Below are 12,706 nucleotides of genomic sequence, written 5' to 3' on the forward strand. Positions count from 1 at the left end.
CCACTGGAGGTCAGAATCATTATGGAACTCGACTTGAAAGAGTACCTGCATATTATTCGAAAACGGATTTGGCTGATCGCTGCGATCGTAGTCCTTTCATGTCTGGTGACAGGTTTAGTCAGCTATTTCTATATAAAACCACAGTATGCGGCCAGTACAAAATTAATTGTGAATTCCTCTTATCAAGCGGAGGGAGTTTCCAGAATCGATTACGGCGAAGTCAGCGCGAGCCTCATGCTGGTGAACACCTACAAAGAGATTATTCAGACGCCGGCCATTATGGATAAAGTGTCGGCCCAACTGCCTGAACTTCAATTGACAGCCGACGAGATCATTTCGATGGTAAAAGTCAGTGCCGTTAATGAAACGCAGGTGTTGACCATTACGGTCACCGACTATAGTCACGATACGGCCGTAAAACTCGTGAATGCGATCTCGAATGTCTTCAAAACGGATATTCCCCAAATTATGAAGGTCGACAACGTCACGCTGCTAAATCAGGCCAAACTGCAAGAAGCACCTTTCCCGGTTAAGCCGAACCCCAAAATAAATATCGCGATCGCCTTGATCTTATCGGCGTTAATCGGAGTCGGTTTGGCATTCCTGTTGGAGTATCTGGACGACACGCTCAAGTCGGAAAAAGAAATTGAACAGTATCTCGGACTTCCCACATTAACGGTAATCAGCCGGATTAAAGCATCGGATGCACAGAGTAATGCTCCATCCAAACCGGAACAGAAAGTTGTAGGTGAATCGGTCTATGCCGGCGTTAACCAATAACCGCTTAATTACGCATGTCAATCCTAAGTCGAATATTGCCGAAGCCTATCGAACTTTGCGTACGAACATACAATTCTCTTCTATCGATCAGGAAATCCGGAGCGTTCTCGTTACCTCTGCACAACCTGAAGAAGGGAAGTCGACAACGGCCGCCAATCTTGCCGTAGCTTACGCTCAGGAGAACAAGAAAGTCTTGTTAATCGATGCGGATCTAAGAAAACCGACCTTGCACAAGGTATTTAACGTTTCTAACCGTTCCGGACTCACTCATGTGCTTGTAAACCAGGATCAATTCGAGGATGCGCTAGCCGACGCCGGAATTCCTAATCTGACCCTACTTCCGTCGGGTCCGGTTCCGCCGAATCCGGCTGAATTGCTGGGCTCCAATCGTATGGTCACCCTGCTTGAAGAGGTCGGCGACTGGTATGACATGGTCATTATCGACTCACCCCCGCTGCTGGCTGTAACGGATTCGCAAATTTTGGCGGCTAAAGCGGACGGAGTCGTTCTTGTCCTCAATCATGGCAAAGTTAAACGCGATCGGGCACAGAAAGCATTGTCGCAGCTTCAATATGTGAAAGCGCGTGTTCTTGGTGTGGTGCTTAACAACAAAGCCTATTCCAAAAAAGAATCTTCCTATTACTACTATTACGGCGAGAAAGCCTAATAAACGGTCTGTTGTCCGGTTCAGGTTATGTCTACTGCACCTTTATCACTGTAGGCACTCGGTCATTCTGTGGGCGCAAATGCGCCTTAGACGTTTATCGTCGAGGGGATGATGTGAGGAGGGGTTCGATGCCCCGGTTTTCTATTAAAAATTCGAGCTATGTTGTTTTGCTCCAAAAACAATATAGCTCGTTCTTTTATTAGATTATGAATCAGATGGAGGAAAGCAAATGAAGAACGCCGTTCGAGAACAAGAAAAAGCCTGCACTTCCTGTTGACGGAAATGATTGCGGGAATTTGATCGGTTGGGTTCACTAAAAGTTTGCTGAAAAAAGTGGAGGGTACCCTAATGGTTTTGGAAAAAAGGAAATTGATACTCGTCGCAACGGATATGATCATTGTAGCGGCAACCATTTTTTGTTCTTATCTTATACGTTTTGATGGGCATGTACCCGATTTGTATCAAAATCAGATTGGGATTTATATCGCGTCGTCACTGTTTATTTTCGCGGCCAGTTTCCACTTTTTTAAGCTGTATAACCGGATATGGCAATACGCGAGCGTGGGAGAGACTGTACTCCCTGATTAGAGCGTCCTTAGTGGCTGGTGCGATTTCCTACCTTTTTGTTTACATCGTAACCGGAAAAACCATACCGATCTCCGTGTTTATCGGCGCGATCCAATCTAATTTATTTTTGACCGGCGGAGTAAGATTCGCATGGAGAATGTTTACCGATCACTATCAACGCAAGAAAGAACATCAGAACAAAGCTTTAATTATCGGGGCAGGGGACTGCGGAAGTATTATAGCCAAAGAATTAAAACAAAATCAGGCATCGATCATGACTCCTGTAGCGTTTATCGATGATGATCCGCGCAAACAAAAGTCACAAATTTACGGAATCCCTGTTGTAGGGAATCGACAGAGCATTATAGATACAGTAAACAAATATGAAATTCATGACATAATTATTGCCATCCCTTCAGCGTCAAAAAAAGAATTATCCGCAATCATTGAAATCTGTAAGGCAACCAAAGCGAATTTGAAAATCATTCCGATTCTAAATGATCTTATAAGCGGCAAAGTAAGCATAAAAGAAATCAGAGACGTAGAGGTTGAGGATCTGCTGGGAAGGGAACCTATAAAAACCGATTTGAAAGACATCGCTAATTATGTCGAACAAAAAACGGTGCTCATCACTGGAGCGGGCGGTTCTATAGGATCGGAGCTTTGCAGACAAATCGCTCCCTTTCATCCTTCCAAACTATTGCTGTTGGGACACGGCGAAAACAGTATTTATACCATTGAGATGGAGCTGAGATCCAAGTTCCCTGAACTTCCCATCGAGACGCTGATTGCCGATGTCCAGGACCGGGAACGGATAGATCTTATTTTTCAACGATACGGCCCACAAGTTGTGTTTCATGCTGCGGCCCATAAACATGTCCCTCTGATGGAAAGAAACCCTTCCGAAGCCATTAAAAACAATGTGTTCGGAACTAAAAATGTAGCCGAATGCGCGGACCGCTATGGAGCGGAGAGGTTTGTTCTTATTTCGACGGATAAGGCCGTTAACCCGACCAGCGTAATGGGAACAACCAAACGGATTGCGGAAATGCTCGTTCAGAGCTTGAACACAAATAGCAATACTCTTTTTGCTGCGGTACGGTTTGGTAATGTGCTGGGGAGTCGTGGGAGTGTTATACCCCGATTTAAGCAGCAGATTAAAAACGGAGGGCCTGTAACCGTTACTCATCCGGAAATGATCCGCTACTTCATGACCATTCCGGAAGCTGTGCAGCTGGTCATTCAAGCCGGGGCGTTGGCCAAGGGAGGGGAAGTTTTTATCCTTGACATGGGGGCACCGGTTAAAATTTACGATCTTGCCAGAGATCTAATCCGTCTTTCAGGTTTTGAACCCGAGGTGGATATAAGAATAGAGTATTCGGGGATCCGGCCGGGGGAAAAATTATTCGAGGAGCTGCTCACGGATGAGGAAGGAATCAGTTCCACGAAGCATAACCGCATTTTTATTGGAAAGCCGTCCAGTCTGCAGCGGTCCTTACTTGAATTTGAAATTAAAAAGCTGGAAGGCGTGCTAAAGGAAGAAGCGGAAGTGATTTGCGGAGTGCTTCAAGATATTGTGCCGACCTTTAGAAGCGAGCAGGTAAACGGGGAGGAAAAACCCGAGCAAGAAAAAGAGTTGTCGTTTGTTTGACCAAACAGGAGTGAAATATCTATATGCGACTACTAACAAGTCTGAAAGAACGATTGCTCTCAAGCAAGGTCGGAAGGAATACCGTTTGGATGTTTATAGCAATAGGAGGCAGAACATTATTCCAGGCGTTGTACGTTATACTCCTTGCTAAAATGCTGGGGCCTCAAGATTTCGGTTCTTTTATGGCCATTATCGCCTTGTTTACTATGATCATCCCTTTTATAGATATAGGCGAAAGCAATGTGTTGATTATGAAAGTAGCTCGAAAACCGGAACAATTTTCAGTTTATTTCGGGAGTACCTTATTTTCTTTGCTTACAGGAAGCCTTATTCTTGGGAGTTTAACCGTCTTAATCAGCTCGTATTTGTATCACACCACCTTACTCATTATTATTCTTTTGACATTGGGTGAATTAATAATAGGTAAGTTTATTGAGATTATAGGTAAATGTTTTCAAGCGTTTGAACTGTTGAGTTTTACGGCCTTTATTAATGTCCTGGTAAGTTTTTTAAAAGTTCTCTCAATCTTAGTTATCCTTATTTTTAACGGACAAGTTACTTTAGAAATATTTTCCTGGTATTATTTATCCACTAATTTAATTGTTGCGGTTACAGGTTATTTTCTTGTTTTGAAGAAATTGGGCCGTCCTCAACTTAATCTGGTTCATTTAAAAGACGACATCAAAGATGGCATGCATTTTGCCGTAGGTACTACTTCTAAAACTATTTACAGTGAATTGGATAAAGTGATGCTAAACGGTTTTGTGAGCGCAGAAATTACAGGGATATACTCAGCAGCTTCCAAGATAATCAATCTGACATTTACACCAATTCAAGCTCTTTTGACTGCAACCTATGCAAGATTCTTCAGATATGGTTCCAAAGACATTGCAAATACATATCATTTTGGCAAAAGAATCACAAGGATTACGGCTTTGTATGGCTTAAGCATAGCGATTTTAATCTGGATTTGCGCTCCCCTGGTACCTTTAGTACTGGGGCAAGGCTATGCGAGTACAGTGGAGGTTTTGTATTACTTGTCTTTAATCCCGTTTCTCCAGTCCATATACTATCCGCTAAGTGACGTGCTGACCGGTGCCGGGTACCAGTCTTACCGAAGTTATATACAAGTGGCTGCTGTCGTACTTAATGTTGGTTTAAATGTGATTCTGATTCCTTTGCTTTCTTGGAAAGGCGCCGCACTTTCGGCCATTATTTCACAGGTGTTTATTTGCGCGAGCATCGCTATCTTCTTATTCCTTTTGTTCAAGCGTTCAAAAGCAAAACGCTTATCTAACGTGGAAATCAATTGACTTTAGGGGCTAATCAAATGAAAACAAATTATTCAATTTGGATGCTTGTCGGCCAAGATATTGGAAGCGGGTCTGGTTATTCAAGGCGTGTCTTGTTTGAATTGGAATTACTATCGCAAAGATATGGAAAGATTATATTGATCTACCCGGAAAGCACTACTTTGCCGGAAGAATTTGAGGATTTGTGTATCGGCAGGAAAATTCCCTTTAAAAGGCCTGCCTTGCGAAACAGATTTGTCATCGAGCAGCATTTATATGATCTGATGAAAGATATAGGAAAACCGAAAATTATTTATGGTCAAAATTTGGTGTCCGCCTATCTGCTATCTTCCTTCTCTCAGAAAACAAATATCCCCTTATTTTTTGATTATCATGGCGTTGTTCCCATTGAAGCAAGAGAGGCAAGCAAAAATGTAAAGGGATTAATCAAAGAGGGCATCTACAAATACATTGAGAACGTGACGCTCAGAAGAACCTCAACACTAGTTACAGTTTCTGAAAATTTCAGAGAAACATTAAAGCATAAAAAGGGCACTATCGTACTGCCTATGTTACCTTCCAATTTGTTTCTAAAAAGGGAGGGAAGTTTGAATAAGATAACCAAAAAAAGTTTGGGGATTCAGGATGATTCCGTTGTATTTTGTTATTTGGGGCAGGCGCAGCACTATCAGATGCCCGAAGCGACAATACGGTTATATAAAGACATTGAACAAGCATTAGTGAAAAGTCACTTAATAGTGTTATCTAAGGATATAGACACATTTAAGGAATATGCCAGTAAATATAAGTTGAAGAATTGGACTGTTTTAAGAGTTTCCCATAATGAAGTGCCTGATTATTTAAATGTTTGTGATTATGGTTTTGTACTCAGAGGTCCTTCTCAAATAAATAAAGTAGCTTCACCAACTAAGGTATTAGAATACATTTCCCAAGGGGTTACACCGATTTTCACTGAATATGTGGGAGATTATTCGAAGATATTACCTCAGCAGCAACTAGGCATCGTTTTTCCCTATGCAAACTTGGATATAGAAAACCCGCTATCGGAAGAAAAGCTAAGGAAATTATTCAGCAATCGAACAGGCATAACAAAACGGGAGTTCGAACAAAATTCGTTGAGATTTATTCAACAATACAAGGAGAGACATATCGGCGATTATTTGAACTCGATTCATGCTTGTCTAAGTTAAGAATAAATTTTAAACGGAGATCCTATGGAAGAGACAATGAACGGATTGGCCATCCTATGGCAAACGATTTGGTTAATATTTGTTTTTATTCAAATATCAAAAGGTAAAAAAAATTCGATCCTTTATGTGTATTTAACGTTTTATTTGTTTTTTACCTTTCCCCTTATCCAAGACCTGCTGTATGGAAAGCCGGAGTATAAGGAAAAAATCGGCCTTCAATTAGCTAGCAGAAGTGAGACGACTTCGGTTCTTTACGCCGTATATACGAGTGTTGTTCCAATCATTTGGTTTGTATTCTTCAAACTGAAATCAACGGATAAGTTAGAATCTACCAAACTGGACTTTTTTAAATTTGAGAAATTTAAACCCGTTCTTTATCTTCTGTTGATTGCCCCCTTGTTTCTTGTTCTTTTGTCGCCGGATCCAGGCGTTTATTGGAAGTACGGGGCAGTAGTTACTGAGCTTTTCAACGAAGAATCAAGCGATTATCATGTGAAAATTCATTTGTTCAGTATTTTAAGCATCATCTCGTCTGTTTTATTGTTCTTAATGAACCGAAAACATAACATGATGTATTTGATTTATGTATTAATGCCTTGGGTGGTCTTAGCTATGTGGCTTCAGGGTAAAAGAGCTATTGTGGCCATATTTATATTAATGCTGGGATTAACGGCTATTCAAAAAGGTCTTTTAAAGGGATGGAAAATCCCGCTATTCGGCATTGTATCGGCATTAATTTTGGTGTTATTCTCCTCCTTTTATCAGGAAAACGTAAGAGCAAGTCATGTAAATGAAAGCCCGCAAGTAAGTTATACAAATTCAAGAATCGATTTCGGAAGAGATAGTGTAACCAAACTCGCCATATATTCTGAATTAAATAAAGATGAAAAACAGATCCTGGAATATCGGGGCCAAAGTTTATTGTTTTATCTCACCATGTATGTTCCCAGAAGTATGTGGGAAAGCAAGCCGTGGCCTTATCCTGTATACGTAACTACTGCACTTTTTAAAAATGCGTTTTCTGTTCAATATTTAGGCTGGACAGTTACTACTAGTTGGCTAGAAGAAGCGATTGCCAATTTCGGTTGGTTTGGTATGCTGCTGGGGCCGTTAGGTATTGGAGTGATATGTAGAACGGGGGATAAGAGTCATAATAATATTATAAGAGTCTTAACTGTGCTTATTGGAAGCCTCCTGCTTGTTCTGCCGTTAAACAGTTTTTTTCCCATTTTCGCCATATGGATCGGTTTAATTCTTTTGAGCCGAAGACGGCAACCTAAAGCTGAAAATGAGAATATTGCAATGAAGAATAATCTGGTGAAGGTAGTGAGAATGTGAGATTAGCTTTTGCATATGATGTCACCATTGAACAGCTTAAAGGTACCGATGAATATTATCATAATTATTTTGATTATACTGTTTGGAGCAGATATTTGAATGTATTCTCTGAACTTAAAATTATCTCCAGGATGGCAGAGGTCGGTAATAAACATGAATTAAAGAATAAAAAAATTTCAAGCGGTTCAGGGGTAAGCTTTAATGAGATTCCATCTATAAGCGACCCGATATCTATGATAACCAAACGCAAAGAAGCCTACAATAAGATTAAATCTTCCCTGCAGCAATGCGATGCTTTGATAGTAAGACTACCCAGTGAGATAGGCGCTTTAGCTGTAGAAGCGGCGGAAGAATTGAACTTGCCTTGGGCAGCGGAAGTAGTGGGTCATGCATGGGACGCCCTTTGGAATTACGGGAGCATAAAAGGAAAGATTTATGCGCCAATCATGACTTATAAAACAAAGGCATTGGTGAAGAAAGCCCCTTATGTGTTATATGTAACAAAAAAGTTTTTACAGAAACATTACCCGACTATGGGGAAGCAGATCGACTGCTCCAATGTTGAACTTCCCATGATGGCGGAAGACAGTCTATCGAATAAATTAAATCGAATAAGGGAGAGCACGGTTCCGGTAAAGATCGGTTTAATAGGATCCATGGCTTCCAAATATAAAGGAATCGATGTTGCTTTAAAATCGCTCTCCCTAATAAAAGGCGATTTGGGTTTCCGGTTCAAGGTGTTGGGTGAGGGAGACCCTTCTCCGTTAATTCAATTGAGCGAATCCTTAGGAATTTCGGATAGGATTGAGTTTTATAAACCAGTACCAAGCGGACAAAAAGTTTTCGAATGGTTGGATAAGTTAGATATCTATATACAGCCAAGCTTTCAGGAAGGCTTGCCGAGAGCTTTAATTGAGGCCATGAGCCGGAGTCTACCGGCAATCGGATCAAATGTTGGAGGGATTCCCGAGCTTCTTTCAGGAGAATGTATATTCGAAGCTGGAGATGCAGTTGCCCTATCTCAAAAAATTATTCAGCTGGCCCAAGATAAAGATTGGCAAATCAAGGAAGCTGAAAAGAATAATCAAACTGCGAGTCAATATACTAACTTTATTTTAAATGCAAAGAGAACAGAATTTTGGACAGCATTCCGCGATTATTCGAAAACTTATAAAAAGGTGATGTAAGTCATGATACTTGTTACTGGTGCGGCCGGATTTATCGGGGCTCATCTTTCCAAAAGACTCGTTGAAACCGGGCATAATGTCGTTGGCATAGATAATTTGAATGATTATTACGATGTTCAGCTCAAACAGGATCGGCTCAAATGGTTTGATGATACGCATTTTATTTTTCAACGAATTAATTTGGAAGAAGCTGATCAGGTAAGGTCCGTGTTCGAAAAATACAATCCTAAAATCGTCATAAATTTAGCGGCGCAAGCGGGAGTAAGGTACAGTTTGGAAAATCCTTCCGCCTATGTCACATCCAATATAGTCGGATTTACTAACATTTTGGAGGCTTGTCGTCATCATAAGGTAGATCACTTGATTTATGCCTCATCCAGTTCCGTTTACGGGGCAAACAAAAGTATTCCGTTCTCGGTAAAAGATAATGTTGATCATCCAGTCAGTCTATATGCGGCTACAAAGAAATCCAATGAACTTATGGCGCATACCTACAGCCACTTGTTTGGCCTTCCCACAACCGGACTTCGTTTTTTTACGGTTTACGGACCGTGGGGGCGCCCGGATATGGCTTATTTCTCCTTTACACAAAAAATTCTGGAGGGAAAACCTATCCAAATTTTTAATCACGGTCAAATGAGAAGAGACTTTACTTACATTGATGACATTGTCGAAGGAATTATAAGATTGTTGAATTATCCACCGAAAAATAAGGAAGAAGACTCTGCAAGCAGTTCAACGGCCCCTTACAAAGTATATAATATCGGGAATAATCAACCGGTGGAATTAATGCAATTTGTAGGTATATTGGAGCAGCATCTCGGGATAAAAGCTGTTAAGGAACTGCTTCCGATGCAGCCGGGCGACGTTAAGGAAACTTATGCCGATATAAAGGAATTGCAATCCGATACGGGCTTTTCTCCAGCAACCCCGCTTGAAACCGGACTGAAGAATTTTGTTGATTGGTATCTCGCCTATTACAAATTAACTGACTCTGTTACCGGCACCAAGAGAGTAGGGCCGAACTAACATGAAAAAAATATTGTTTGTCACTACTGTTGATACAACGGTAAGAGCTTTTCTGATTCCTCATATTCAATATTTCTTGGAACGGGGATTTGAGGTGGAAATCGCTACAGGTATTGTCAACCAAGAATGGGCCCGGCATAATATCCCGGGAGTTAAGGTTCACCCCATACCTTTCCATAGAAGTCTAAAGAGTCCGGGTAATTTGCGGGCTTTTTTTTCTGTTCTAAAACTGTTGCGAATTAAAAATTATGATCTTATTCATGTGCATACACCTATAGCTTCCTTCGTCACAAGGTTAGCGAGTATGTTTACAAAATCTAAAGTTTTATATACGGCACACGGATTTCATTTTAGTGAGAACGGAAGCCGCCTTGGAAATTTTCTGTTTAAATGGGCCGAGAAGTTGGCAGGACTCCGAACGGATAAATTGATCGTAATTAATACAGACGATCAAGTAGCTGCAGCTAAAATCGTACCCCAGCGGAAGATCGCATATATCAAAGGTGTTGGTGTAGATACGGACTTATACAGCCCTTTAAACGATAATCTTGTTAAGGAAAATTTTAAAAATCAGCTAAATATTGAAGTAGGCCAAGTGGTTTTTACACACATTGCGGAAATGAATGCTAATAAACGCCAAATGGATGTCATCCATGCTGTGGAAATATTAAAGCAATCCGGGATAGACAAATTTATTGTTTTGTTTGTCGGGAACGGGATCAATTTTGAAGTTATTAAGCAAGTAGTCAGAGAAAAAAATTTAGAAGACCGTATCCGGTGTCTGGGCTATCGCAGCGATATTTCTGAGATTCTCAGCATTACGGATGTCGGTCTTTTAGTCTCGTTAAGAGAAGGTCTGCCGAGGTCGGTTATGGAGATGATGTCTATGGGGATTCCCGTGATTGCTACGGCAATCAGGGGAAATAGAGACCTTGTTGTTCATGGTGAAACAGGATATTTGGTTCCGGTGAAAAACCCCGAAATTCTGGCTCAAAAAATGACAGCCTTACTTTTCAATGGAGAGCACAGAAGGTTATTCGGCTCGAATGCCAGACAGCGTGTACAAAAAGAGTTTGCCCTTCCGGAAATTATTTCGAATATGGAAGTTGTATACAAGGAGCTGGGAATATGAAAATACTAGTTACTGGCGGTGCAGGATTTATCGGCTCTCATGTAGTGGATGAACTACTTGAACAAGAGCATGAGGTGATAATTGTAGATGATTTAAGTACAGGTAATTCGGACTATATTCCCCCTCATGTTAAATTCTATAAACATACTATTGAATCCGAAGAGATGGATTCTATTTTCCAGACCGAGCGGCCGGAAGCTGTTCTTCATTTGGCTGCTCAGATTGATGTGCAGAATTCTCTCCAGTATCCTCAGCAGGACGCTTCGATAAATATTCTTGGCTCCATTCGATTACTTGAACTTTGCAGAAATTATAAGACAAATAAAATTATTTATTCATCATCTGCAGCGGTTTATGGGACTCCCAATTACTTGGCCGTAGACGAGAATCATCCGATACAACCTTTGTCCTCTTACGGGATTTCCAAATATACACCTGAAAAATATATCCAGATGTACTCGGAGTTGTATCATTTGGACTATACCATTTTAAGATATGCCAATGTCTACGGACCTCGTCAGATTTCGAAGGGTGAGGGAGGCGTTGTCTCTATTTTTATCGATAAGCTTATGAAAGACGATCAACCCGTAATTTTCGGTGACGGCACGCAAACTCGTGACTTTGTATATGTCACGGATGTGGCCCGAGCAAATGTGCTGGCTCTTAAAAACGGAAGCCGGGAAGTACTTAATATTAGTACCGGTTCACCGACTTCGATTAATGAGCTTTACAAAATAGCTGCCGAAATCAATCAAAGTGGAATTCTTCCGCAATATGCTCCCGCCAGAGACGGTGACATAGTGCACAGTTTTTTAGATAATGCCAAAGCTCAGCATCATTTGGGATGGGTACCTCAAACGACTATTGATACAGGGCTTCATGAAACCTTCGAATACTATCGAAACAAGCATAAAACAAAAGTACTTTTGTAAACAGATAGAGAGGCGGAGGGGAAAATATGAAGGTGAAGAAAGCAATTATTCCTGCTGCTGGTTTAGGAACAAGATTTTTACCGGCAACAAAGGCACAGCCTAAAGAGATGCTTCCCATTGTCGATAAGCCTACCATTCAGTACATCATAGAAGAAGCAATTGAATCCGGTATTGAAGACATTCTTATCATAAGCGGCAGAGGCAAGCGGGCAATCGAGGATCATTTTGATAAGTCTTTTGAATTAGAAGAGAATTTAGAGAAAAAGGAAAAGTTCAAAGACTTGGAACAAATCAGGAATATTTCCAATATGGCAAATATCCATTATATCCGGCAAAGAGAACCTAAAGGTTTGGGGCATGCGATCCACTGTGCCAAAACCTTTATTGGTAATGAACCGTTTGCCGTTCTCTTGGGTGATGACATAGTCCAATCGAGCAGGCCATGTACCAGACAATTAATTGATGTTTATGAACGCTACGAATCTTCCGTAGTGGGGGTTCAGTGGGTCCCTGATCAGGATGTACATAAGTATGGAATTGTAGATTCCACTGGGGATGCGGCAGAGCCTAACTTAGTTTATGTTCGTTCATTAATTGAAAAACCCCCTATTGAAGCCGCTCCTTCGAATTTTGCAATCATGGGGCGCTACATCTTGCGTCCGGAAATTTTCACTATTTTGGAAACACAAGAGGCGGGAGCGGGTGGAGAAATTCAACTGACAGACGCTATTTGCAAATTAAACGAGATACAAGATATTTTGGCGTTTCAATTTGAGGGTGTTCGCTACGATGTGGGAGACCGCTTTGGTTTTATTAAAGCTACTATTGATTTCGCTCTCCAAAGGGAAGATCTAAAAGCGGATGTCCGTCAGTACTTAAGAGAAATTTTTGAAAAGGAACTTATCGGCCAGAGGGGATGA

The 12,706-nt window shown here is 41.1% G+C and carries 10 protein-coding genes and 1 pseudogene; all 11 read left to right on the forward strand.

The genetic code is table 11. From position 1 onward, the window contains the following. Positions 1-21 precede the first annotated feature (21 nt). The 11 genes and pseudogenes from ABC395_RS03115 to galU all read left to right on the forward strand — a co-directional run bounded on the left by ABC395_RS03115 (position 22) and on the right by galU (position 12,706). Positions 22-780 carry a YveK family protein gene (locus ABC395_RS03115; RefSeq protein WP_413000625.1) on the forward strand — a complete coding sequence of 253 codons (759 nt, stop codon included), beginning with the start codon at positions 22-24 and terminating at the stop codon, positions 778-780. Next, positions 761-1,447 carry a CpsD/CapB family tyrosine-protein kinase gene (locus ABC395_RS03120; protein ID WP_413000627.1) on the forward strand — a complete coding sequence of 229 codons (687 nt, stop codon included), beginning with the start codon at positions 761-763 and terminating at the stop codon, positions 1,445-1,447. The genes ABC395_RS03115 and ABC395_RS03120 overlap by 20 nt, the downstream gene beginning before the upstream one ends. 348 nt (positions 1,448-1,795) lie before the next feature. Then, positions 1,796-3,665 (forward strand): annotated as a pseudogene (locus ABC395_RS03125) (polysaccharide biosynthesis protein). Between the two features lie 23 nt (positions 3,666-3,688). Further along, on the forward strand, positions 3,689-4,978 hold the full coding sequence (locus ABC395_RS03130; RefSeq protein WP_413000629.1) for an oligosaccharide flippase family protein: 1,290 nt from the start codon (positions 3,689-3,691) through the stop codon (positions 4,976-4,978). A 17-nt stretch (positions 4,979-4,995) separates the two neighbouring features. Further along, positions 4,996-6,168, forward strand: coding sequence for a glycosyltransferase family protein (locus tag ABC395_RS03135; protein WP_413000631.1), 1,173 nt, complete (start codon positions 4,996-4,998; stop codon positions 6,166-6,168). A 24-nt stretch (positions 6,169-6,192) separates the two neighbouring features. Next, positions 6,193-7,506 carry a hypothetical protein gene (locus ABC395_RS03140; protein WP_413000633.1) on the forward strand — a complete coding sequence of 438 codons (1,314 nt, stop codon included), beginning with the start codon at positions 6,193-6,195 and terminating at the stop codon, positions 7,504-7,506. After that, positions 7,503-8,693: a glycosyltransferase family 4 protein gene (locus ABC395_RS03145; RefSeq protein WP_413000635.1), complete on the forward strand. Its 1,191-nt coding sequence runs from the start codon at positions 7,503-7,505 to the stop codon at positions 8,691-8,693. The genes ABC395_RS03140 and ABC395_RS03145 overlap by 4 nt, the downstream gene beginning before the upstream one ends. 3 nt (positions 8,694-8,696) lie before the next feature. Beyond that, the gene (locus ABC395_RS03150) at positions 8,697-9,722 is read left to right on the forward strand and encodes an NAD-dependent epimerase (protein ID WP_413000636.1); all 1,026 of its coding nucleotides are present in this window, start codon (positions 8,697-8,699) and stop codon (positions 9,720-9,722) included. Between the two features lies 1 nt (position 9,723). Further along, positions 9,724-10,854, forward strand: coding sequence for a glycosyltransferase family 4 protein (locus ABC395_RS03155; RefSeq protein WP_413000637.1), 1,131 nt, complete (start codon positions 9,724-9,726; stop codon positions 10,852-10,854). Beyond that, positions 10,851-11,786, forward strand: a complete 936-nt coding sequence (locus ABC395_RS03160) for an NAD-dependent epimerase/dehydratase family protein (protein ID WP_413000638.1) — start codon at positions 10,851-10,853, stop codon at positions 11,784-11,786. Before ABC395_RS03155 ends, ABC395_RS03160 begins: the two co-directional genes overlap by 4 nt. Before the next feature lie 26 nt (positions 11,787-11,812). After that, on the forward strand, positions 11,813-12,706 hold the full coding sequence (gene galU / locus ABC395_RS03165; RefSeq protein ID WP_413000640.1) for a UTP--glucose-1-phosphate uridylyltransferase GalU: 894 nt from the start codon (positions 11,813-11,815) through the stop codon (positions 12,704-12,706).

The sequence above is a fragment of the Paenibacillus canaveralius genome, assembly GCF_047238265.1.
Lineage (GTDB): Bacteria > Bacillota > Bacilli > Paenibacillales > NBRC-103111 > Paenibacillus_F.